The sequence below is a fragment of the Algibacter lectus genome, from assembly GCF_900112395.1.
Lineage (GTDB): Bacteria > Bacteroidota > Bacteroidia > Flavobacteriales > Flavobacteriaceae > Algibacter > Algibacter lectus.
Genome location: NZ_FOLN01000001.1, coordinates 631219 through 656042, shown reverse-complemented (window position 1 = coordinate 656042; position 24824 = coordinate 631219). Strand labels below are relative to the sequence as shown.

20 protein-coding genes are annotated in these 24824 nt (G+C 33.4%); 3 read left to right on the top strand and 17 right to left on the bottom strand.

Annotated elements, in window-relative coordinates:
- Positions 1 to 9: 9 nt before the first annotated feature.
- The 6 genes from BM246_RS02325 to BM246_RS02300 are packed head-to-tail and all read right to left on the bottom strand — an operon-like array spanning position 10 to position 7284.
- Positions 10 to 2511 carry a glycoside hydrolase family 2 TIM barrel-domain containing protein gene (locus BM246_RS02325; protein ID WP_074935624.1) on the bottom strand — a complete coding sequence of 834 codons (2502 nt, stop codon included), beginning with the start codon at positions 2509 to 2511 and terminating at the stop codon, positions 10 to 12.
- A 25-nt stretch (positions 2512 to 2536) separates the two neighbouring features.
- Positions 2537 to 3403 carry a LamG domain-containing protein gene (locus tag BM246_RS02320; RefSeq protein WP_074935623.1) on the bottom strand — a complete coding sequence of 289 codons (867 nt, stop codon included), beginning with the start codon at positions 3401 to 3403 and terminating at the stop codon, positions 2537 to 2539.
- Between the two features lie 16 nt (positions 3404 to 3419).
- Positions 3420 to 4535, bottom strand: coding sequence for a Zn-dependent alcohol dehydrogenase (locus tag BM246_RS02315; protein WP_074935622.1), 1116 nt, complete (start codon positions 4533 to 4535; stop codon positions 3420 to 3422).
- A gap of 12 nt (positions 4536 to 4547) precedes the next feature.
- Entirely contained in the window at positions 4548 to 5795 is a 1248-nt protein-coding gene (locus BM246_RS02310; RefSeq protein ID WP_074935621.1) for an NAD(P)/FAD-dependent oxidoreductase, read from the bottom strand.
- Positions 5796 to 5802: 7 nt separating this feature from the next.
- Positions 5803 to 6111, bottom strand: coding sequence for a 2Fe-2S iron-sulfur cluster-binding protein (locus BM246_RS02305; RefSeq protein ID WP_074935620.1), 309 nt, complete (start codon positions 6109 to 6111; stop codon positions 5803 to 5805).
- 12 nt (positions 6112 to 6123) lie between these two features.
- Positions 6124 to 7284: a cytochrome P450 gene (locus tag BM246_RS02300; protein ID WP_074935619.1), complete on the bottom strand. Its 1161-nt coding sequence runs from the start codon at positions 7282 to 7284 to the stop codon at positions 6124 to 6126.
- 125 nt (positions 7285 to 7409) lie between these two features.
- On the opposite strand from BM246_RS02300, the gene BM246_RS02295 reads away from it, so the two are divergent.
- Entirely contained in the window at positions 7410 to 7649 is a 240-nt protein-coding gene (locus BM246_RS02295) for a cupin domain-containing protein (protein ID WP_042498918.1), read from the top strand.
- Positions 7650 to 7771: 122 nt separating this feature from the next.
- Here the strand turns inward: BM246_RS02295 and BM246_RS02290 are convergent, their stop codons facing one another.
- The 3 genes from BM246_RS02290 to BM246_RS02280 are packed head-to-tail and all read right to left on the bottom strand — an operon-like array spanning position 7772 to position 11098.
- Positions 7772 to 8617, bottom strand: coding sequence for a class II fructose-bisphosphate aldolase (locus BM246_RS02290; RefSeq protein WP_074935618.1), 846 nt, complete (start codon positions 8615 to 8617; stop codon positions 7772 to 7774).
- Positions 8618 to 8635: 18 nt separating this feature from the next.
- The gene (locus BM246_RS02285; RefSeq protein WP_074935617.1) at positions 8636 to 10192 is read right to left on the bottom strand and encodes an L-fucose/L-arabinose isomerase family protein; all 1557 of its coding nucleotides are present in this window, start codon (positions 10190 to 10192) and stop codon (positions 8636 to 8638) included.
- A gap of 3 nt (positions 10193 to 10195) precedes the next feature.
- Positions 10196 to 11098 (bottom strand): carbohydrate kinase family protein, encoded by a 903-nt coding sequence (locus BM246_RS02280; protein WP_074935616.1) that lies wholly within the window; start codon positions 11096 to 11098, stop codon positions 10196 to 10198.
- A 135-nt stretch (positions 11099 to 11233) separates the two neighbouring features.
- Between BM246_RS02280 and BM246_RS02275 the strand changes: the two genes are divergently transcribed.
- Both BM246_RS02275 and BM246_RS02270 read left to right on the top strand, forming a co-directional pair.
- On the top strand, positions 11234 to 12079 hold the full coding sequence (locus tag BM246_RS02275) for an AraC family transcriptional regulator (RefSeq protein WP_074935615.1): 846 nt from the start codon (positions 11234 to 11236) through the stop codon (positions 12077 to 12079).
- 77 nt (positions 12080 to 12156) lie between these two features.
- Positions 12157 to 12996 (top strand): AraC family transcriptional regulator, encoded by an 840-nt coding sequence (locus BM246_RS02270; protein ID WP_074935614.1) that lies wholly within the window; start codon positions 12157 to 12159, stop codon positions 12994 to 12996.
- Position 12997: 1 nt separating this feature from the next.
- Here BM246_RS02270 and BM246_RS02265 read toward each other — a convergent pair whose 3' ends face one another.
- The 8 genes from BM246_RS02265 to BM246_RS02230 all read right to left on the bottom strand — a co-directional run bounded on the left by BM246_RS02265 (position 12998) and on the right by BM246_RS02230 (position 24783).
- Positions 12998 to 14641, bottom strand: coding sequence for a sulfatase-like hydrolase/transferase (locus BM246_RS02265; RefSeq protein ID WP_074935613.1), 1644 nt, complete (start codon positions 14639 to 14641; stop codon positions 12998 to 13000).
- A gap of 66 nt (positions 14642 to 14707) precedes the next feature.
- Positions 14708 to 15424: a 3-ketoacyl-ACP reductase gene (locus BM246_RS02260; protein WP_074935612.1), complete on the bottom strand. Its 717-nt coding sequence runs from the start codon at positions 15422 to 15424 to the stop codon at positions 14708 to 14710.
- Between the two features lie 13 nt (positions 15425 to 15437).
- Entirely contained in the window at positions 15438 to 16964 is a 1527-nt protein-coding gene (locus BM246_RS02255; RefSeq protein ID WP_074935611.1) for a Dabb family protein, read from the bottom strand.
- A gap of 4 nt (positions 16965 to 16968) precedes the next feature.
- The gene (locus tag BM246_RS02250) at positions 16969 to 17469 is read right to left on the bottom strand and encodes a GlcG/HbpS family heme-binding protein (protein WP_074935610.1); all 501 of its coding nucleotides are present in this window, start codon (positions 17467 to 17469) and stop codon (positions 16969 to 16971) included.
- An 88-nt stretch (positions 17470 to 17557) separates the two neighbouring features.
- Positions 17558 to 18130, bottom strand: coding sequence for a Crp/Fnr family transcriptional regulator (locus BM246_RS02245; protein WP_074935609.1), 573 nt, complete (start codon positions 18128 to 18130; stop codon positions 17558 to 17560).
- Positions 18131 to 18172: 42 nt separating this feature from the next.
- Complete coding sequence (locus tag BM246_RS02240; protein WP_074935608.1) at positions 18173 to 19993, bottom strand: arylsulfatase; 1821 nt, start codon at positions 19991 to 19993, stop codon at positions 18173 to 18175.
- A 16-nt stretch (positions 19994 to 20009) separates the two neighbouring features.
- Complete coding sequence (locus BM246_RS02235) at positions 20010 to 21818, bottom strand: beta-agarase (RefSeq protein ID WP_074935607.1); 1809 nt, start codon at positions 21816 to 21818, stop codon at positions 20010 to 20012.
- Positions 21819 to 21906: 88 nt separating this feature from the next.
- Positions 21907 to 24783: a glycoside hydrolase family 2 protein gene (locus BM246_RS02230; RefSeq protein WP_074935606.1), complete on the bottom strand. Its 2877-nt coding sequence runs from the start codon at positions 24781 to 24783 to the stop codon at positions 21907 to 21909.
- Positions 24784 to 24824 lie beyond the last annotated feature (41 nt).

Sequence of the window (24824 nt, the reverse complement as noted above, 5' to 3'; positions counted from 1 at the left end):
ACTGCTTGCTTAGTTTACAATAACTGCTGTATTTGTGCCTTCTAACTCACCTGAAACTGTTTTTAATACAATGGCTCCTTTTGATTTGGATTGTACATAAATAACAGCTTGTCCGTTAAAAAAATCTCTAGTAGGTTTCGATAGGTTTTGTACATTGGTTGGATCTCCATTTCCTGATGCTAAAAATTGAGCGGCACCACTAACTTCAATACTCATGGTTTTGTTGTAATGTGGGTTTAAATTTCCGTCTTTGTCTACAACCGAAACCACGTACACGGCAACTTCACCATCGTTTATTTTTTGTACTTCATTTTTAATATGAATATGATGAGGTTTGCCAGGAGTAACTCGTTTAGTTTCTGCTACTTTCTTACCTTTTTTGTTATATCCAACAACTTTAACTTCACCAGGCTCGTAAACAACATGTTCCCAAACCATGGCATAGGCTTTTAACTGAGCCATAGTTGTACCACCCGAAGCTTCTTTTTTTATGTCTTTAGCTAGAAATTCTGGTACAAGTGGTTTTTCTTTCGTTTTGATACCATAACTTTTGCCGTTTACAAACAGTTCAGCTTTGTCGTAAGTGGTATAGCAAACCACAGGGATTTCTTTACCTGTCATTTCAGGGAGTGACCAATGCGGGAAGACATGTAAAACTTCAGCATCTTCATTCCATTCGCTTTTGTATAAATAGAATTTGTCTTTTTCTAAACCTACCATATCAACAGGAGCAAAGTAAGAACTTCTTGATTTTGCTGTGTGGTATGGAGATGGTTCGCCTAAATAATCGTAACCCGTCCAAATAAAATCACCATAAACAAAATCGTTATATTCTTGTGAGGCTAATTCTTTGTATGGTGCATATCCCCAAGGTACATTGGTGTTCTCATAGTTTCCTGGTTGACCATCAGCATACAATTCTGTATTTACAGAGGTTCCTCTTTTATTTTGTAGCGTATCAAAAACTACAGGGAATTTATAGGAGTTTCTAGTACTTAACGCACCTCCTGTTTCACTTGCATAAAACTTTAAATTTGGATAATGTTCTCTTATTTTATGATAAATCCCCGGTTTATAATTAAATCCAGCCACATCAACTGTAGCTGCCATACCACTTTCTAAAGCATTATTAGCGGAGTTAAAGCCAGCGGTAGTAGCACGAGTGGTATCTAGTGTTTTTACAATATCATTTAGGTAAGCAGTAATGTTATTAGGGTCATGTTGGTATTGCTCCATAATTTCATTTCCAATACTCCACATAATGATACTTGGGTGATTTCTATCTCTTAAAATCATGTCGCTAAGATCTTTTTTAGCCCATAAATCGAATTGTTTAGAATACCCATTTAAAACCTTGCCTAATTGCCATTCATCAAAAGCCTCATCAATGGCTAGAATACCCATTTCATCACAAATATCTAAAGCTTCAGGAGCAGGCGGGTTATGAGAAAATCGAATAGCATTTACGCCCATTTCTTTCATCTTTTTCATTTGACGCACAAATAATTCCTTATGAAAAGCCGCACCTACAGGCCCGAAATCATGATGCATATTCACGCCTTTAAACCGTGTTTTTTTATCGTTTAAATAAAAGCCGTCTAGTTCAAAACGAATACTTCTAATTCCGAAATTAGTAATATAAGAATCAACTAGGTTTCCATTTTTTAAAATTGACGTTTTTAATTTATAAAGATGAGGTGTTTTAATATCCCAAAGTTGCGGTTTTGTAACTTTAAAATCTTCAGATAGTTTCTCTTCGCCATTTAGAGAAATAGATTTTGAACTTTGTGTAATTTGTTTTCCGTTTGGATCGATAATTTCATTTAACAGCGTGTAATCACCTTCACCTAAAACTTCTAAATCTAAATGTACTAAAGCCTGTTTTTTAGTGATTTGAGGTGTGCTAACAAAGGTTCCCCATGTTTTAATATGGGTTTTATTCATTTTAGTGATTGATACTTTTCTGTACAAACCAGCACCAGGATACCAACGCGATTGACTATTGAAGTTTTCTAACCTAACAGCAATGGTGTTATCTCCGGGTTTTAAGAATTTAGTAATATCAAAGTAGAAAGAAATATAACCAAATGGGCGCTCACCAACATATTTGCCGTTTACGTAAACCTTAGCATTACTCATGGCTCCATCGAACATCAATTGAACCTTTTCCTCTAAATCGGCTGCCGAAATAGTATGTTTTGTTCTATACCATCCAATACCGACATAAGGTAAAGCACCTGTTCTTCCTGTTCTATATTTTGGCTTGGTTTCACCATCTTGAATCACCATGGTTAGTTGGATATCATGGGTGAAGTTAAAATCTTCTTTTACTGCCCAATCATGAGGTACGGTAACGTTTTCCCATTCCGCATCATCAAAATTTTCTTGAAAAGCCGCTCCATAATCGTAATTAGAAAACTTCCAGTCTTTTAGAATTTCAACGGTTCTACTTTGAGCCGTTAACAAGTTAATGGTACAAATTAAGATTATGATTGATGCGTATTTTTTCATTTTGTATACTATTTTATTTGAAGTTTTAGTCTTTTGAATCTACTAACTTATAAGTTCTTATATAATCAATGAAAGCAGTTCGGTCTTCTTTGTTTGCACTAGCAACTTTTCCGCCATCTTCAGGAATTGGATTCCAGTCGTAACTTTCAATAGAAAAATGAATGAAGAGTTGTTGATCAAAATCTACAGGTGGTTTTATGGTATATACATGTTTTCCATCGAGATAGAATAACAGTTCGGTTGGACTTTTCCACCAACAACCATACGTATAGAATTTATCAGAATTTTTAACATCAGGAATTATCATGTCTTGACTTCTAGTAGCTTCGTTACATTCTGTTTTTCTAAAAATGGTATTAGAATGCATTATTTTGTCCCAAATTTTTCCCCAGTCTTTAGCTAGAGGCGATACACTTCCAACAGATTCTGTAATGTCTATTTCGTGTTTTTTACCACAATTATTTCTAGACATTAACCAAAAGCCACCGCCCATTTCGGTTTTACTCATTTTGAATTTAGATTCAAAATAATGACCGTATGAAATAGGTTGAACCGCTCTAATGATACCACCGTAATAGTTGTAAATGGATGGTGTTTTATATTTTAGGCTAGTGATGGTTTTATCTAATTTTCCAACTTCAATTTCCATGAAACCTTTGTTGACTTTTATAGAGCTTTCTTTGAAAAGGGCAGGAGGTCTTCCAATCCATCCGAAGTCTGGATGCTTTTCAGGATCGCCTATCCATTTTTTATTATCTAATTTTTTTCCATCAAATTCATCGGAAAGATTATCGATTTTTACCCATTTTTTTCCTTCCGGAGCAGGTGTTTGCGCATATAACAAGCTGTTAAATAATGTACAAGTAAATAATACTATATAGAGTTTTTTCATTTTCAATTAAATTTTTTTATTCAAAAACAATAACACCTTTTGCGTTTTTACCAGTAAGCATATCATCAAATGCCTGTTGTAAATTTTCTAACGGATAGGTTCGCGTAATCATTTCATCTAACATTAAATCTCCTTTATCATAGAGGTTTGTTAATTTAGGGAAGTCTATTTGCGGGCGACATTTACCGTACAAAGGGTTAATGTAGATTTTATCCCATTCAAACAATCTCATATCGATAGTGATCTCTTGCTCGATACCACTTACTTGAACTGCTGTTCCTGCATTTCTAACCATGGCTAAAGGTGCAGCTCCTAATTCTGGAATGGCGGTACATTCAAAAGCATAATCGGCACCTCTACCGTTGGTCATTTTTTTAACTTCTTCCGAAGCTTTTATTAAACCTGTATCATTTTTATCGGCCAATATAGTGTGAGTTGCGCCAAATTGTTTTGCCATTTCTAATCGCTCCTGATTGATATCGATAGCAATAATTTTAGCTGCACCAGATATTCTGGCACCTTGAATAACGTTAAGGCCAACACCTCCTGTGCCTAAAACAACAGCCGAACTACCAGCTTGAAGTTTTGCAGAATTTACTACCGAGCCATAACCCGTCATAACACCACAGCTTATAATACTTGCGGAAGGCATTGGTATATTATTTTCAATCTTTACGCAAGCGGATTCTTTTACTAAAGTATATTCTGAAATGGTACCTATATTAAATGAACGCTCGATAGGGTTGTTGTCCCAAAGTGTGCCTTCTATATGAGCATGACCTGGTGTATAACCATTGCCACCAGCGGTTACTGGGGAGTTGTTTTCGCAAATATGTTGGTTTCCTTCTTGACACTGAAAACACGTCATGCAAGGAGTAGCCCAATTTAAAATAACAGCATCGCCTACATTTACGCTCGAAACAGCGCTACCTATTGCGGTAACAAGTCCGGCGCCTTCATGCCCCATAACAATAGGTTTTCCCCAGTTTAGAGAATCGTGATCTGTATGGCATAAACCAGCAGCTTTTATTTTAACGATAACTTCATCTGGTTTAGGATCTGCAACGGTTACGGTATCAATAATGAAAGTGCCGTCTCCCTTTGCAATGGCTGCTTTTGATGTAATAGGCATAATTTTATTTTTTTAAGCTAAAAAGCTGTTTGGTTTAAATGGTATGGATAAATCTGAGATTTTAGATTTGTCTAGTTTTTGTTTTGATTTGATGAATTTTGTTCCCAACACATAAGCTTTGGCAAAATTAACGGCGTCTACAGCTAGTAATTCGTCGTCTTTAAAGTACCAGGTTGAAAAGCTGTTTTCGGCTTCTTCTTGGCGTATAATAATCTGATTATAACCTTTTGAAAGACCTACAATTTGAAGTTTTACATCGAATTGATCCGACCAAAACCAAGGAATGGTATCGTATACTACTTCTTGCTCACAAATGGCTTTTGCTGCAGCTTTAGCTTGGTCTACCGCATTTTGAACAGATTCTAAACGCAAATGATATTTGTAATGCGGATTAAAATGATACGTACAATCGCCAATAGCATAAATATTAGGATCATTCGTTTTGGCGGTTTCATCTACTTTAATACCGTTTTCAATGACAATTCCGGCATTTTGAGCGAGTTCACTATTCACTTTAATACCAACGCCAACAACAATTAAATCGGCATTTAATTTAGTGCCATCATCACAAACCACAACGTTGTGATCATCTTTGTTTTCAATAGAAACTACATTTTTTCTAGTGAGAACTTTAACACCATTATTTTGATGTAATTGCGTGAAAAAGTCTGACATTACTGGTGCTGTAACTCGGGCTAAAACACGTTCTTCTCTTTCTAAAACAACAACATCTGCACCTAGTTTTTTTAATGATGCGGCGGTTTCTAAACCTATATATCCTCCACCAATAATTACAGCTCTTTTTGTAAGTGAGTTATTTATGGTTTTTCTAATATTAATAGCATCTTCAGCAGTACGCATTGGAAAAACGTTTTTTGCCAAATCTAGACCTTGAATAGGAGGGATGAACGGTCGAGCGCCTGTTGCAATTACTAATTTATCATACTGTTGTACGCTGCCATTAGCGAGAGTAATTGTTTTTTCTTCTTTGTTTATAGTGTTTACAGCGATACCTAATTTTAAAACAATGTTATCGGTTTTATAGTTTTCCTTCGGAAATAATAAACTTTGTTCCGTTCCTTCTTCACTAGTCAAATAGGCTTTAGAAAGTGGTGGACGATGATAAGGGAATTCCTTATCGTTATCATACAGGATAATTTCTCCTTCCCAACCTTCTCTTCGAAGTGCAAAGGCAAAATTAACACCGGCATGACTTGCTCCAATTACTATACAAACCTTATTTTGTGTTGTGCTGCTCATTAAAATGTTATTTAGCAACGGTTAAGATAAGTCCGTCTAGATCTTCACTAACTTTCATTTGACAAGATAAACGACTGTATTCACTTACGTTATCATCAAATTCTAGCATATCATTTTCAAGTTCATCAGGCGCTCCCGTTTTGTCCCATTGTTCTGGATTAACATGTACATGGCAAGTTGCGCATGAGCAAACGCCACCGCAGTCGCCATCAATACCTTTAATTTTATTTTGAACTGCTAATTCCATCACAGACCCTGTAGAACCTTCTACAATTGTTGTATTTCCATCACTTGTTATAAATGTTATTTTAGCCATTTTCGTTTTTTTTTAGAGTTTATTAAATTTTACTTGAATACTATCAAAGCCAACTTTACGCTTAAATTCATCAAGATTTTCTATGTTTTCTTCACAATCTAAAATCTCCATAGATTTTACTTTTTGTGTAAGTACAGTTAACAAAATTCTCATAATTTGACGCGCGTGAGTGGCACCTAAACAGTTATGAGTTCCGAATCCAAAAGCAACATGCGGATTTACTTTTCGGTCTAAAACCACCTCGTTTGCTTTTTCAAAAACACGCTCATCTCTATTTGCCGAAGCCCAACACATAGATATTCTGCTTTGTGCTTTTAAAGCATGCTCACAAACTTGAGTGTCTTCTGTAACAACGCGTCCCATTTGTGTTAATGGCGAGAAGTAACGTATAAGTTCTTCGATGGCAGTGTTCATTATTTCAGGCTCATCACGCAAACGCTCTAAAGCTTGCGGATGCTCTGCAAAATAAGCTATGGAGTTTGTTACTGCATTAATAACCGTATCTCTACCTCCTGCAAAGGTTAAAATCATGACTCCTTTTGCTTCTTCCTTAGTTAATTTTGTACCATTATTTTCTGAAGCCAATAGTACAGAGTACAAATCATTTCCAGGGTTAGCAATAGCTTTATCTAATTCTGCATCAATATAATCATATAAAATATTAGCTTTACTACTATCTAGTGCAGTGTCTTCGCTTCTAAATACATGAGTTCCCCAAGAAATCCATAAATCTGCTTTTTCCGGAGGCACATTTAATAATATAGTTAAGGCTCTAGATTGTAGTTTTAAAGCAAATTCTTCAACAACTTCAATTGTTTCTTTTGATAATGCTTCATCAACTACATTGTTAATGATTTGAGATAGGTTTTCTTGATATTTTGCTTCTAAAGGGCGCTTAAACCAAGGTTCTACTATATCTCTATAGCCTTTATGTTCTGGCGGATCCACTTCAAAAGGAATTTGACGCGTGTCTCTAATATGAACTTCAGAAGGAACTACAATTCTGCCAACTTCTTCTCCTCCAGATTGAAATGTTTTCCAATTATGAGCAGATTTACGAACATCTTTATGACCTAAAATCATTGTTACAGGATCGTTTTGGTCATTCATTTTTCCAAAACCTTTTTCAAGTCTTGCTTTTTTGAATGGGTCTGAAATTTTGCTTTTTTCCATGAGTTGAATTTTTAACAAAATTGAATATAATATGCGATGTATTTATAGCCTTTTTTAGCTGATAAGTAACTTATTCTGTTTGTAAAAGTGTATTTATAAATTAATAGTGATAAAATAGAATATTTATGAAGCCAGTATTAGAACAAATTGAGTTAGGTAAAAAGCAATCTATTTTGGTTTTTGAATATAATGCTCCTTATTTTGATACGCCTTGGCACTTTCATCCTCAGCATGAGTTAGTACATATTGAAGAAAGTGTTAGCACCAAATATATTGGTGATTATGTTGGGTTTTATGTTTTTCTTTTTAAAAACCTGCATATATGGAATCTCAAACGGCCGCAGTTTCAATGTTTAGTAAATTAGAATGATAAATTGTTTTCCTTTTAGTAAGTCAACCTGAAGAAGAATCATTAAGGTAATCAACACCTATATTAATATTTAATTAGGTAGTTTTTTCACATTCTTCAGGTGGATTTCATTCATAATTACTCATTTTTGTAATTCACTGCATGCAATCTACTAAGTACAACATCTTTAATTTTTGGAATTACGTTTTTCATTAAATACGGAGGATATGCACCTGCAATGTCTTTTCCAATTTCATTGTATAGTTCTCTCATATAAGTTGTGTGAACAATAGTTCCTACATTTAGCTTTGCGACACCCATTGTGATAGAACGTTGAATATCTTCATCTGGAATACCAGTTCCACCGTGTAAAACTAAAGGAACGCTTACGGCCGCATATATTTCTGCCAATCTATCAAAATGAATTTTAGGAGTTCTTGGTGTAAATCCATGTGATGTGCCAATACCAACAGCCATAATATGTGGGTTGGCTTCTTCAACCATTGCTTTTACGTCGGCTACACTTGCTAAAAAGTCGGTATCAGATTTTACAATAACGTTACGCCCCATAATTTTTCCAATTTCGGCTTCTACTAAAACACCGGCAGATTCAGCATATTTTACGACTTCTTTAGTCATTGCGATGTTTTCTTTCAAACTTTTTTGAGAGCCATCAATCATAACCGAATGATAGCCATCATCAATGGCTTGTTTACACATATCTACAGACACACTATGATCTAAATGTAAATAAATAGGTTGTTTTGTATAAGTTTGAATTCCTTCAACCATTTTTTTACATAATAAACTTGAATTTAATTCAACAACAGGAGGGTAGGTCATTGCCATAACCGGACAATTTGCTTCTTCCGCAGCTAATGCAACCGCTTTTAAGTCGTATATGTCATTTATATTAAACCCAATGATACATTTTTTTTGCTCTCTATAATTGTTTAATAATTGTATTAAATCTTGATTTTTCATTTTTTGAATATTTTAATGTTAGTAGTTTAAGTTTTTTTGAATACTTCGTCCTGTAGTTCCAGACTGGACAAACTCTAAATCTTCAATGTTTGCCCAATGATTAAATTCTTTTAAATCTTCTTGAATATGGCCTCTACCAATGATCCAATGGTGATCTAAACCTTTGCTTAAAATGGTTCCTACAACTGCTGAGGCTTTTACATTTTTAGGTGCAACTTCGCCATAAGCACCTCTAAATCGCATTGGAGAATCTACAATTTCACCTTCAAAAGAAAGCATACTAGAAGCATGTGGATATTGATATTTAGCGATGGTAATATGTCCTTTTTCTAGTAAAAATTCCAATAACATTCCATAAGATTGCGCCTCATCATAATTATCTAAAATGCTATGGTTTCGTATTTCAAAGCCAGTTCCTTTACGAAGTAATTTTGTTGGAGAACCACCACAATGCCACATTCCTAATTTATTTTCGTCAGAATTTAAAATTGATAAATCGGTTAGAGTAGGCAAAGCATTTCCATTACTAATTTCGTTCATCGTAATCATGGTAAGTAAACCTCCCATATCAGATTCATCAGCGACTGGAATTCCTAGATCTTGAACTAAAGCACCAGCACCATCACCTGCAATTTGGTAATTGTCAAATAGTTCTGGCCAGTTTTTTAAAGCTACACCCAAATAATTGCCTCGTCTAACGTAATCTGCAATTGCTAAACTAAAACGAACAGAAAGAAACAATTCGCGCTCGCTTACTTTTTTATATTTACATTCTTTAGCGTTAATTAATTTTTTTACAATGGCATTAATATCTTCTTTTTTAAATTTGTTACCATGTTTCCAAACCGTTTCAATATCAACTCTGTCAACTCCTAAGCCAAAATGTTTAGCAATAGACATTTCGTTTAATTCACAATCGTAAAAACCAGGTACTCGCATACCTCCAATCATTAGTATATTAGCATGTTGCATTCTTTTTTTTGCACTTACAACTCTAATTAATCGATCTAAAACAACATCTAATTGTTTTGTTTTAGGCGCGTTGAAAACCCAAGAGTATTTAACTTCCAATGAGTTTAAAATGTTTAATAAAAAGTTTTGACCACAAAGCCTATTTGCGGTTAATCGCCCTCCTGTTACTTCAGGATGTGACCAACTTAATAAAGGGGTATTGTGTTCACGTAACCAATTTCCTAAGGCCAAAGCGAGGTCTCCAGCAATGTATGAAGCTTGGTAAATAATTAAACCGCTTATTCCTTCCGCTTTAAAATTATTTAAAACGTCTAATAATTCTTTTTTAGTTTGAACAGGCTCTTTTAAAGCTAATAATGCGTTGTTTACGCTAAAAACACTTTTAGTTTGTTCTACAGCTTCAGAATAGGACTGTTTTGCTTTTTCCCAATCAAAATGCAACTCAAAACCAATTCCGATAAGCCCAATTTTAACATTTTGTTTATTTCGAGCCTTACAAATCAATTTTTCCATTTCTTCAGCTACAACACCTTTGCGCTGTAAGATGTCTATATTTAGATTTATAGAATGTAGGGCGGATTTTTCTAATATATCTGTTTCCATAATTTATTTTTTTAGTATTTGTTGTTCAATTTCTTCAGTACTTGGGAAATAGCTTCTTCCACCAAAATGTTTTGCTATTATTGATGAGTATGCCGAAGCAAATTGCAATCTATCTTTTAAATTTTTGCCTTCTAATAAAGCGGCAGCGTATGAGCCGTGAAAAGCATCACCACAACCAGTTGTATCAACAACTGTTGTAGGAAAAGCAGGTTGATGAATAATTGTATCGCTTTCAAGAGCCCAACTACCATTGGCACCATCTGTAATAACTAACTGACCTTTAGTTAATGAACTTAGGCTTTTTAAACAATCTTTAGGTTTTTCTAAGCCACTTACCATTTGCGCTCCTTCCAAAGGCAAAATAATGTGACTTCCAAGTGAAATCATTTCTTTTAAAACACTTATATCTCCTGTTTCAATATCTAAAACAGATGGGATATTGTGTTTTTTCGCCATTTTTAATAGTTCCAAATTTCCAACTACATCGTAACCATCAACAAATAGTAACCTGCTGTTTTTAATCCATTCTTCATTTAGGTCTTTGGGTTGAAGTGGTTTGTAATTATTTGTTGAATAAAATACCGTTCGCTCTCCATTGTCTGAATTTATTTCAACAACAGCAATTGCAGGTTGAAAATCTTCCTTTTGAATGAGTAAGGAGGTATTAACACCACATTTAATTAATTCCTGATTGGCAATCATACTCAATGTATTGTCTGCGGTATATCCCAAAAAAGTGGTTTTTAATCCTAACTGTGCAATTACGCAAGCGGCATTTCCTGCAGGTGCACCACCTTGAATAATTATTTTTGAAACTTCGTGTTTTGTTCCTGATTTTATGTTAGATGGAACTTCAGATAAAATATCTACAACCATCATTCCTGAAACGATTACATCAAATAGCATTTTTAATTCCTTTAAAATTATAAGGTAAATGTACCATTAGCTACGCCTGATTGTTAAATACAGGATTGGTCATAAAGTGTACTATTTTTCCATATATTTGGTTTATTGTTTAGCTAATGTGAAAATATATACATAATGAAGGCAGTTTTTGAACCTATATCTAATTATTCGAATGAGTCATTTTATTATAGAGTGTTCGAAAAACTTGAATTTGAAACTCCTTGGCATTATCATCCTGAGTGGGAATTGACTTTTATCACAGAAAGCACAGGTATAAGAAGTGTAGGGAATTCAATTAAAGCTTATCACCCAGGAGAATTAGTATTATTAGGTCCAAACTTACCCCATTGTTGGAAAACAAATAAAACAACTAAGCAACTTGCAAAGTCTACAGTAATTCAGTTTGATAAAAATTTACTGGGTGAAGGCTGGATGGAAAAAGAAGAATTTTTACTAATTAAAAAACTGCTTTGTAAAAGTAGCTATGGATTAATATTTAATGAAAACGTTTCAACTATTTATGAAGAAAAAATGGTTTTGATGAAAGGAATGTCTCCTACATTAAGAATAATTGAAGTAATTAAATTACTTCATGAATTATCATTAGAAAAGTATGAAGTATTAAGCTTAGGAGCAAGATTTGATGTTGATGCTGTTGTTTCAAAACGAATTGAAAAAATTATTGATTTTGTAAATAATAATTATCAGGATAAAATTGATTCTTCTCAGTTAGGAGAATTAGTTTTTATGACTCCAGTTTCATTTTCAAAATTTTTCAAGAAAACATTTAAGAAAACATTTACTTCCTATTTAAATGAATACAGAGTTAGTAAAGCATGTGAATTATTAAAAGAATCGGATTCTTCAATTGAGCAAATAGCTTTTGAAACAGGGTATCCAAATCTATCTTTCTTCCATAGACAATTTAAGCTTTTTACATCTCGTACACCTGCTCAATACCGAGCAGTTTTTTTTAGATAATATATATTAATTAATAAGTAGCTTATTCTGTTTGTAAAAGTGTATTTTTGAATTAATAGTGATAAAATAGAATATTTATGGAGGCAGTATTAGAACAAATTGAGTTAGGAAAAAAGCAATCTATTTTGGCTTTTGAATATAATGCTCCTCATTTTGATACGCCTTGGCATTTTCATCCTCAGCATGAGTTAACTTATATTGAAGAAAGTGTTGGTACCAAATATATTGGTGATTATGTTGGGTTTTATGAGCCTGGTGAGTTGGTGCTACTCCGTTCTAATTTACCACATTGCTGGAAAAACCATAGTGATGTTAGCAAACAATCTAAGTCTATTGTAATCCAATGGAATAAGGGTGTCTATGCAAAAGTACCAGAATTGCAATCTTTGTTTAGAATGTTAACTAGTGCATCTCGAGGTGTTATTTTTGATAAAGAGGTTGCTGCATCTTTTTTGCCAAGGATTAAAAAAATGACTCAATTAGATAGTCATCAATTATATATTGAGTTATTGAATCTACTTTCAGATTTATCAGAATGTGATTATACCACATTATCTAAAGCCCATTTTATTGACGATTTACCTATTGAATTTGGCAGCAGAATGAGTAAAATTCATGATTTTATTGAAAAGCGATTTCATGAAAAAATTTATTTGAAAGAATTGGCAGATTTAGTGAGCATGTCAGAACAGTCGTTTTCGCGATTTTTTAGCAAAATGATGGGGCGTCCGTTTTTTACATTTCTTAATGAATACCGAATTAATATTGCTAGTAGAATGCTGATTGATACCGATTTAACCATAGCACAAATTGGTTATGCTTGCGGTTATGAATCGCTACCATTTTTTCATAAGCAATTTCAAAAGTTCATGCATGTATCGCCTCTAAAATTCAGGAAAAAATATGCCATTCAATAAATTAATGTTTTCCCTTTGGGTATAAATCATTTGTGTATCTAAAAACTTCAGCTTTTCCGGTACCTCTGGCTTGTGTAATTTCAATTTTCCATTGCGCTCTTAGTGTATTTAAAACCTCAGCATGATCTTGCTTATTCACTAAATTATGTAGCTCTGCAGGATCCTCTTTTAAATGGTATAATTCTTCGTAAACTGGTTGTTCATTATTTAAAGGCGCGTCAATATAATCACGATAAACAGCAATACCTGGGTCGTGCATATTATAAAGCATCTCGTTTACAGGTATGCCTAATTCTTTAGCATATTTGATTTCTTTAGTAGCAGAGAAATTATTGTTTTTATAATATCTAATGTATTTCCATTCCTTGTTTTGAACCGATTCGCAACGTGGATTTCCAAAATGGGTAGACCATAAGTTTTCGGTAAACACATAGTCTCTAACTTCTTTTTTACCGCCATTTGCCAAGTTAGAAATATCTTTTCCTTGAAAACTACTTGGTTTTTTAATACCTGCCATTTCTAACATAGTAGGAGCGATATCAATGGTTTGCACCAGCGCATCACTTTTTTTACCTCTATTTTTCTTAGGTGTGTTTGGATTGAAAATAATAATAGGTACGTGGGTTGTTTGCTCATAACACAAAGCTTTACCTCCTAAGCCTTGTTGGCCGCCAAATAAACCATGATCTGAAGTGAAAATAATTATCGTGTTTTTGTGCAGTTTTAATGCCTTTAGTTTTGCTGTAAGGTTACCAACCAATCTGTCAATACCCGTCATGGCTTGTAATTCTCGAATGTAACGCTCTTTAAGCTCTTTAGGGGTATCTACATAATTATAGCCTGTTTGTCGGTCTTCTACATGTAAAAGATTTTCAGGCAGTTTAGGTGTTTTTATATCGGCTTTGGCAATATAATTTTTGTGTAAAGGAATTTCTAAATCTCTGTATAAGGTTTTATAGATAGTATCATCAGAATCTTTTTGCTTCATGGTATTCGTACTGGCACCATGAGGTAAATTGAAATTTATGGATAGCATGAAAGGTTTATCCGATGGTCTTTCTTCTAAAAAATGCAAAGCACCTTTTAGTTTTCGAGCATTTGGATCTAAAAATTCATCTACCCCTTCATTTATAATTTCGGGTTGTGTAAATGCAATAGCATCGTTAAAAATGTCATGATTATCCTTTGGGTAAAATCCTAAATGGCCATGACCAGCATACCAATAATCGAAACTTTTTTCCATAAGTCCGCTGTTATATCCACCTTTTCCAATTGGTGCGTGGTTTTTTCCAATCCATCCTGTATAATAGCCATTGTTGCGCATAATTACAGGGTACGAATTTTTCCAGGCCGTATCTGAAACACTTGTTCCAGAATTAAAATTAACACCATGTTTACGTTCATATTGACTTAATAGAATGGATATTCTACTTGGTGTGCAAATGGCGCTAGTTACATGAGCATTGGTAAATAAAGTTCCGTTATTGGCTAGTTTATCAATATGAGGTGTTTGCACTATGGCGTTTCCTGTACAGCCTAATAAATCGTAAGATTGATCGTCGGTTAAAATGAAAATGATGTTTGGCTTTTGCTGAGCTTGTAAAATTCCAGAGAATATTAGAAATATTAGAGTTATTTTTTTCATTTGTTAAGTACTAAATATTATATGGTTATTTCGAAAATCAATCTATAAATTTTGGTTAGATCTATGTTATGGATTTGTAGACCATAGCGCGGCACTTTTAAGCATTGCTCGTCTTGGTAATTTTAGACCTGCAACTATTAAATCAGCAAAATCTTCTGGTTGTAACACATTTTCTGAACCTTTATCTAGCATGCCCAATTCAACAGTCATATCTGTTTCTATAGTGCTTGGTGTTAACGTATTTACCCGAATGTTGTTTTTACGAACCTCTTTCATTAGTGATTCAGACATACCGATAACAGCAAACTTTGATGCGCAATACGCCGATATATTTGGGTTTCCATTTAATCCTGCCGTAGATGATACATTAATAATATCCCCTTCATTTTTATCTATTAAATGTGGTAAAACTTCTTTGGTAACATAATACATACCCATAACGTTGGTTTGAATAATTTCACTCCATTGCTCAACAGGCATTTCATTGAAAGAACCAATAGCGGCAATACCTGCGTTATTCACTAAAATATCTACACCGCCTAAATTGCTAATAATATGTTTAATGTTAGTTTTTACGTCTTCATAATTACCAACATCAAAAACAGCATATGTGGCTCTAACACCAAGTGCCTCAATTTTAGAAACAGTTTCTTTTAAAAGGCTTTCCGTTCTCCCGGTAATGGCTACGTTTATACCCTGTTTAGCAAAAGCAATTGCCGTAGCTTTTCCTAAACCTCTTCCGCCTCCGGTTATTATGGCATTTTTGTTGTTTAAGTTTTCCATTTCTTTAAGAATATTAATTGTTTTTTGTCCAATAGTCCATTACAAAAACATCACCTATAATTGGGCCTACCTCATTAACTAATTTTAAATGCGCTTTATGAAAGAGGTAAATTTCTCTGTCGTGTTCACTATTAAACGTTATTGTAAAAGTGTGAGTAAAACCTTTACTAGCGCCTTCGGTACTATCATTTACTCCCCATTCTATATGAGCGATTTCCGGAATTTCATTTTTTAAATCTAAAAAAACTTTAACAGCCGTATCAATTTGTGCGTCTGTTGCATCTTCTTTATATTTTAAGTTTACTATGTGCCTTAAAACTTTGCCCTCTCTATTTATTTTAGGAGCTATTTTGTAACTGGCTATTTTACCTAAATCGAACCTGAAGGAACCTGCAATTAAGAAATTGTTATCTTCAATTTTATGATACCTTAACCCATAGTAGATTGAAAAACCAGTTTCTAAATAATTAATAGGCGTAAGGATACCTTCTTTATTTAGCTTTAATAATTGAATGCTAGCATCGTCTCTTGTGCCAACTGCTAGAATAGCTTCAGCATTATTTGTTGAGATAATTTCAATTCTTGTCTGTCCTTGTAGCTTTGTAGTTTCATCATCTTTAAGAACAAAATGCGGAACTAAAGCTCCTTTTTTATTCACTTTAAAAACACTTACACCATCACCATGATATACAAAATTGGTTTTTTTTATAAAACCACCTCGCTTATAATATTTATGATGTCTGTGTCCTACAATTACATATTTATTTTCTGCTATGGTAGCCCCAGTTACGGGGTAAGCACCTGTTAAATATCTATCTGTATTATTATCACTTATGTTATTAATATTTTTAAACGTACCATCTTCGTAAACTCTAAAACTACTTACGCCATTGTCTTGAAAACCGCCTGTGTATAAATAGGTTTTTCCTTTAATGTTATGCACATACATGCCTATAATACCATCTGTATGAACGGTTTCGTCGTCTTTCATAGACTGCACATGGGTTAGCTTCCCATCATTATGTATTTTAAAACTACTTAACCCAGGAGTTTCTTCTAAACCGCCTATGAAAAGGTACGATGCTTTTTTCATGTGAACGACCTGTAACGTAATAGCTGTTCCTAAATATGTTTTATCGTTGTCTTCAACTAAAGCAACACGTTCTAAAGATCCGTTGTTTAAAATTTTAAATGTTTCAATGACATTGCCGTGCTTGTTAGCCACAAAAAGAAAATCTGTTCCATTAATACGGTCTGCAACCATACCTCGAGCAGGACCTTTTTTCATATAAAGTTCATGGTTGCTTATTGGGGTTAGAATACCTTCTTTATCTAAACTATAGACATCAATATTACCTACGCCACCTGCAAATACATAATGAGAGCCGTCTTTCTCGTAACTAGTTACAGAAACTGTGTTTTTTCCAGATATACTTTTGAAGTCTTTTCGGTAAAGCATGACATCATCAGATATCTGGGAGAAGCTTATTTGTGATAACACTAAAAGGCCAAGAAGAAGTATGTTTTTTAAAAGATTCATGTTTTTAGTTTTTTAAGTTATTTAAAATAGCATTTGCTCCTGCAATGGCAATATCTCGATCTTGTTCTATAGTGCCACCACTAACACCAATAGCTCCAATAATATTTTTATTTTGATTTATTATCGGGATTCCTCCGGGGAATGTAATTAAGCCACCATTAGAATGTTCAATGTTATAAATAATTCCTCCTGGTTGACTAAGTTTTCCTAAATCGCCTGTAGCTATATTGAAGTAGCGTGATGTTTTTGCTTTTTTTATAGCAATGTCAATACTGCCAAGAAACGATTCGTCCATTCTTATAAACGATTTTAAGTTTGCGCCAGCATCAACTACGGCAATGTTAACGAGAACATTTAATTCTTCTGCTTTTTGTTTTGCTATTAAAAGCGCTTTTAAGGCATCATTATGTGTAATATCATTTGATATTTGAGCATTTGCCAAACTTGATGTTAATGAGACCATAATTAGAATGACACAAATTTTAAAATGTTTTAATGAATTCATTTTTCTGATTTTTTATGAATTACAAAAATTAGAAACCATTAATAGAAAACAGTTGAACAAGTTCAACATGTAAAAAAATATTATTAAATTAAGATTGCCTTTTTATCTTACTTAAAAATTCGTGCCGAATACCAAGGTAACCTGCTATTTGTTTATCTGTAAGTTTTGATGCAATGTCTGGATACTTTTCAATAAAATGCAAATATCTTTCTTTTGCTGTGAATGAATGATTATTTATTAATCGCCTTTGCCATGAAACCAGAGCTTTTTGAGACATAATTCTAAAAAGTTTTTCAACCTTCGGAAACCTATCGTATAGCGCTATTTTATCTTGCTTATTAATTAAAAGTACCTTACTATCTTCTAAAGCTTGCATATTTAAGTTAGAAGGAATTTGGTTCATAAAACTATCAATATCCATTAGCCACCAATCTTTAGCGGCAAAGTATAAAGTGTTCTCATTACCTTTTTTATCGATAATGAATATTCTGAAACAACCTTCTAAAACAAAACCTTCGAATTTGCATATTTCACCTTGGGTTAACAAGAATTCCTTTTTTTTAATGGATTTGGAGTGAAATAGTTGGGTGAATTCTTCTAATTCTGTTTTAGAAAAAGCTACATTTTTAGTTATATTTTTTATTAATAAATCGTTTATCATTAAAAGCGTAGTTCTAAATTTTTATATCACTATGTATTCATGTTATATTTTTTTGATGTACGCATAGTATACTGTGTTATTTTGTTCTGTTTTATCTAAAAAATTAGCTGTAAACTTAGTTTTTCCTGCTTTTAATGAAACGGTAAATGTGGTTGATAGATCAGTTTCATTTACAACCTTTTCTAATTTAAGTTGATTGTCAAACTCAATGGTAGCTTTTACAAAACTCAAGTTTTTTCCTTTTGGAATATCGTTTTCCAAACCGGGTAGTTCTTCTTTTGTTATAGCAGGTGTTGTTGCATTTATAGCTAAATTTGATTCTATAGGATAACGTCTTAAAGACACCTCGTAATTGCCGCTTTTTAAAATATCGACACTCCAGTACCCATTACCAATTACACCTTCTCTAATATAAATTTGGTTCCAAGGATAAGCGCCCGATTCTGCATGAATATCATGCGCAGTAAGTGTTATTGGGTTCTCATGTTCTGAACCTAGTTTAAAGTAAACTTCTTTATCAAAATCTTTAGAAACTTGCGTCCACCAGTTTTCATAAAAGGCTTTCATTTCATTTACTTTTTCAGGATGTTTAGCTGCAATATCATTTTGCTGTCCTTGATCTGTAGAAATGTTATATAGTTCTTTTCCGTTTATCAATCTCCAATTTCCTTGCATAACGGCAGAGTTTTTCCATTTTTTAGGATGTTGAACACGTTGCGAATCTGTTACTAGCATTCTGTTTTTTAAAGTGTCTTTTCCTCTTAAAAGTGGCACTAAACTTTGTCCGTCTAAAGGTTGATGGTTTTTTGGTAAATTAATGCCACACAAATCTGCTAAAGTGGGCATAATATCTAATTGTGCGGTTAATGTATTTATATCTTTAGGCGTTGTGATTTTTCCGTTTTTCCAATGAATAAAAAACGGGACCCTATGTCCACCTTCATATTCGCTTCCTTTGGTACCACGCATATCAGCATTAAACCCTGTAATCCTGCCTTTTTTATTGTAATACCCAGAAGAGGTACCATTATCGGTCATGAAAATAAGAATTGTATTATCGGCTACATTTAATTCTTTCAGTTTGTTTCTTAGTTTACCAAAATTATCATCAATATTGGTAATCATTCCGTAAAAACGTTTTTGGGTATCTGCTAAAACATCTTTACCTAAATCTTTATATAAATTGTAATATTCCGTTGGCACATTGTATGGACCATGTGGAGCATTTGGAGCGATATAGCAGAAAAAAGGATTGTCTTTATTCTTCTCTATAAAGTTTAGAGCTTCGTTGAAAAACAAATCTGTGCAATAGCCCTGATATTTTTGAGGTTTTCCGTTATGAAAATAAGTGTCGTTAAAATAGGTGTTGTTCCAATAATCTGGAGTTTGTTGAACGCCACCGCCACCGTGCATTACGGTTTCTTGAAAACCTCTATCTTCGGGTCTAAACGGGTAGTTGTCTCCCAAATGCCATTTTCCAAAACCACCGGTTTTATAACCAGCTTCGGCAAACATATTGGCCATAGTTTTTTCATTTTCTCTCAACAACGACCAGCCGCCAACGGTATGCCAAACTCCTGTGCTATTGGCGTATCTAGCCGTCATTAATCCTGATCGAGTAGGAGCGCAGGTAGGGCCCACATGAAAATTAGTTAAATGATAGCTTTCTTTGTGGAAGTTATCAATATTTGGTGTTTTTATAATTGTATTTCCATGTGCACCAACATCTCCGTAACCTTGATCGTCGGTAACAATAAGAATAACGTTCGGTTTAGATGTGTTTTCGGTTTGGGGATTCTGCTTATTTTTAACACCACAACTTGTAATGATTAAAAAACAGACTAAAACTTTTATAATTTTCATCTTATTGATTCTCAGTTTAGTTTTCAATATTTAATATCACAGAGCTTACAAATCCCCCAGTATCAGGAAAAGTTAATTCTACTGTGTTATTTCCGTTTTTAGTGTTTTTTATATTTGTAGGAATTGGGATAACTCCAAAGAACTGTTCTCTTCCTGCTTGGTCGTACCCTGCCCAATTAGATGGCACATCTACAGTTATTCCATTAATTTTAACAGTAGGTTTTTTACTTAAATTATGAGCTCTACCAAGTCCCATTTTTATTGTGGCATTACCTTTTTTACTTGTTTTTACATGCCCAATAGTAAAAGTTATTGGTTGTTTTGCTGTAATAGGTTGTAAGCAGGTGTTTGAATAATTATTAGTTTCGGTAACCGAGTTTGTAAATTTGGTAGGATTAATATCATAATCTAAAATTATGGTTTCGCCTGCTTGTAAAGTGATTTCTGATAATGTGTTTTTTTCTTTAACATACAGAAGCTGTGGTATTCCATTTTCTGAAATAAAAGAGCGTCTAATAGTTAAATTTTTAATTAGCGCCTTGCTTTGTTTTAGATAATCTAGATTTATAGTTTGCTCATTGTCTGCTAAATTATTGATGGCGACATACGCTTTTTCTTTTTCACTAAAAGCATTTACCTGAATATCAGGGTTGTTAGATGTTGTGTAAATCCTATTACCATTAACATCCTTCCATAATTCCCAAAACTTTTTTAGATGGGTGTATTCATAAGTTTCGTTTTTAGTTTTTCGTATTAATACCCATGGGTAAGGGTGGCCTTTTTTGTTTTCTTCAGATTTATAAAACCATGCTGCTTTACCAGTAATAAAAGGAACAGCTTTTAATAAACGGTCTGGTTTATCCAAAAGGGACATTAATATTTTGTTGTAAGACATTAGGCATACACCATTAAGTTCTGGCGAATATGGTTTGCCTTGTAATCCTTTTGCTGTAAAACCATATTCTGAGATTAAATGTGGTTTTACTTTACCCCATTTTTGATAGCTGTAAGATTCAATTAAATCTAGAATAGCTTCAGAGTTGCTACCAGATCTATAATTAAAACTGCCTTCAACATTTCTACCATCGTAAATATGAGTTGCAAAAAAGTCCATGTTTTCACCAGCCAAATCCATAAAAACTTTCATTCTTGTATTCCAAATGGCAAAATTATTTTTGTCATATTCTGGCCATGCTGCACTATAACCTCCAACAAGTATATTGGGAACTTTTGCTTTAACTTTTTCGGCAACTATTTTGTGAAATTTAGACATTTCGATAATGACGTCGTTTGTTTCTTGGTAAGTTTTAACAAAGTCTTTAGCGTGTACAAAAGGTTCATTCATTACTTCATAATATTTAGGCATTACAGGGTATGCGTGTTTAATGTATTCTGCATTAAATGCTGCTGCTTTTTGGTAATCTCCTTTATATTGAAATGCTTCTCTTGGATGGTTTGTAATGATTAGATCTTCGGTTTTATACTTGTTATAGAGAAGTGCTTTTTTATATCTATTAGAATTGGTTATACCTAAATTTTGTGCATTTTCAATAGATAAATTATTTTTATTGATTTTTGAATAGGGGCGTGGGCCTCCAAAAGTTCTTCCAAACTTAATGCCTAAATCATCGAATAAATATTCGGGATTATCTGCTAATCCATTATCCGTATAAGACCCATGCATTGCAAAGTATTTTTCTCTATTTAATTCGCTTTCAGAACCTATAAATTTTTGAGTAGTAAAATCTATATTAACTGTGTTGTTTTGAGAAAATCCTACTAATGCTATTAGATAGATAACAAAAAATAAATGATATTTTTTCATAATTGTTTTTTATTTAGTTAAACGACTTATGATGTTTTTACATAGTTACTACTGATAAAAGCCATAAAAACGACTTTCCTAAACATCATTACTTTATTTGTTTTAGTATGAAACCATTTAGCCATAATGTTCCTTTGGCATTGATACTTTTAAATTTTAAAGTAACAGCTTCAGAGCCATTTGATGTAAAGGTTGATTGTATTGAAATTGGTTTACGCTCACCACTGCTAGAATTATCATAATAATTCACAATATGATCGTCGGATGTGCGTGTAAAACTTCCATCTACATCTTCAATAGTAACTTCTATGTCGTTGGTTAATTTAATATCCGTTTTTCTGGCATGGTGAAAGGTTTCTATAGCATATTTACCAGCTTTTAAGTTCGTTAGTTTTAGAGTGATTTCTCCTTTTTCAACAAATACACCATCGGTACCTACAAAACTTAAATCACCAATCATACTCGTGCCGTTTCCTAACCAATTTATATTTTGATCTGCACTTATTTCTACTTGTGTATTGGTTTCTTTTAAGTTGTATTTTAATTCGTTCTTAGAGTTGCCTGTCCATTCTTGCCATTCAAATTGCACCAATTGTTTATCGCCACCAATATCTACGCGTTCTATTGGATAGTCGAAAATAGGTTGAGCTTGGTTTGTAATTTCGTTGGTGTTAAATTTTACGGTATTAATTGTTGCTTTTCCTGACTTTAAGCCTTTCGCTTTTGCAGTAATGGTTATGGTACCTGTTGCATTAGTTCCTTTTACATAAATAGCGGCTACACCATTGTACACTAGAGCAGGATTAGCATAAATTTTTCCATTATCAATTATTTCGCCAGCGCCAGATATTGAGAACTGAACTTCGTTTTTTGTGGTGGTAACGACTTCGCCATTTTCATCTAGAATAGAAGCGTATACCAATCTAATATCCGATCCGCCTGCATAAAATGGTTGATCTGTGATGTTATATTCAACTTTTATATGATGTGGTTTGCCTTCTTTTTGTCTTGTAAATTCAGTTACTTTTTCTCCGTTTGAATATCCAATAGCTTTTAAGGTGCCTTTTTTCCAATTATGTTTGAATGTAAATGAAGGATGATTTAAATTGGTTTTTGTAACATCATTATCCGGTAATTGTCTTGCTATTAGTGTTCCATCTTGATATAATTCTACTTCTTGACAGTTACTGAAAACTCTAACTTTTCCGTCTTTTGAAGCTGTTTCATCTGCAATATGAACTATTGGTTTTTTTACAAGTTCTGATTGATACCAGTAATAAACTGGCTTCGGGACTCTATAAGGAGACAGCACGCCATAAGTGGTCATGAAATCTCGCGACCATTGATCATCGATAATATCGGGTTGTAAATGATTGTAATCTGCACCTAACCAGGTAATGGCAGCAAAATTATTTTTATTACCTTTGTATCTTGAAATATGAAATTGATTGACTTCAGCATTTGGAGAACTACCATGTTCCATAACCATAGTAAACGCACTCTCTGGGAATTCTGTTCTTCTATAATCCATTGTGGCATGAACATCTGTAATACCTTCATTTTTTGGACCATCCCATGGCGCAGAAGCCGAGGCTGTTAATCTAAAAGGGTCTTCTTCTTTGGCAACAGTTTGCATTCTAGGTACAGGACCTCGGTGGTTAATTCCTGCTCCCCAAACAATAATTGAAGGATGATTTCTATGGTTACGAATCATGGTTCTGGTTGCTTTTTCTAAGTTTTCGAACCAAGTATCATCGCCCCATTCAATCCAAGTAGATGGTTCTTCATAAACAAAAATCCCTAATTCATCACAGGCATTAATAAAAGCATCATCTTGTGTGTAATGTGATAATCTTATAATGTTCATTCCTGCTTTTTTATACTGTAAAGCTTCATTATAATGAAACGAATTTGGAACAGCATCTCCAATATTAGGGTAACTTTGATGGCGATTGGCACCTACTAAAAAAAGTGGTTCTCCATTTAAAACGAAACCTTTGCCTTTTTCTAAAGAAAATTTTCTGAATCCGAATTTGTTTTCTACAAAATCTACAGGTGTTTCTTCGTTATAAATAACAGAATTTACACGGTATAAATATGGTGTATCTGGAGACCATAAATGATAATCTTCTTCAACCGTTGCAGATTGTCTAAATGTATATGATGAGTTTGCAGCAATAGTTACTTCTGAAATGAGCTTCTTAATTACAAAACCATCTTTATTAATAATATTGGTTACTATTTTACTGTTTATATCTGTTGAATTTTCATTTTTTACAGTGGTTTTAATAGTAACTGTACCGTTGTTTCTGTTTACAGTTGGTGTTGTGATGTGTACACCTGCATCAAAATTTTCCCAATTGAAATTGACATGTAGTTTGTTAGTGGTTACTAAGTAAACATCTCTGTAGAGTCCTCCAAATTTTACATAATCTGTTCTATGAGGATCGGGAGCAATAGTTTGGTTATAGGTGTTATCTGCTTTTATTGCAATAGTATTTTCTTGTCCGAATTTTACAAAATTGGTAATATCAAAATGAAAAGGAGTATAGCCATTTACAGTATAATTACCCACTTTTTCTCCATTAACCCATAACTCTGTTGCGTTATGTACGGCTTCAAACTCTAAAAATATTTTTTGAGAAGTATTAGCTTCAATCTTCAGTTTTTTTCTATACCAACTAATATCTCTTAAATAGTTTTCTTGTACCCAAGTTTCTTTAATACTATCCAGCTCATAAGAAACTAATTGCGGGTTATGTGGTACAGAAACATCTTCCCAATTACTATCATCAAAGTTTATGCTTGTTGGTTTCGCTTTAAGATCTCCTAAATGGAATTTCCATCCTAAATTTAGGTTTGTTTTTGTCCTGTCTCCAGCCTCAAAACCTTTTGGTAAATTATTACTTTGGGCAAAATTAAGATGACCAATTAGAAGTCCGATAATTAAGAATTTGATTTTCATTTTTTGTTGTATAAAATTTATCCATACCAAAAATATTTATT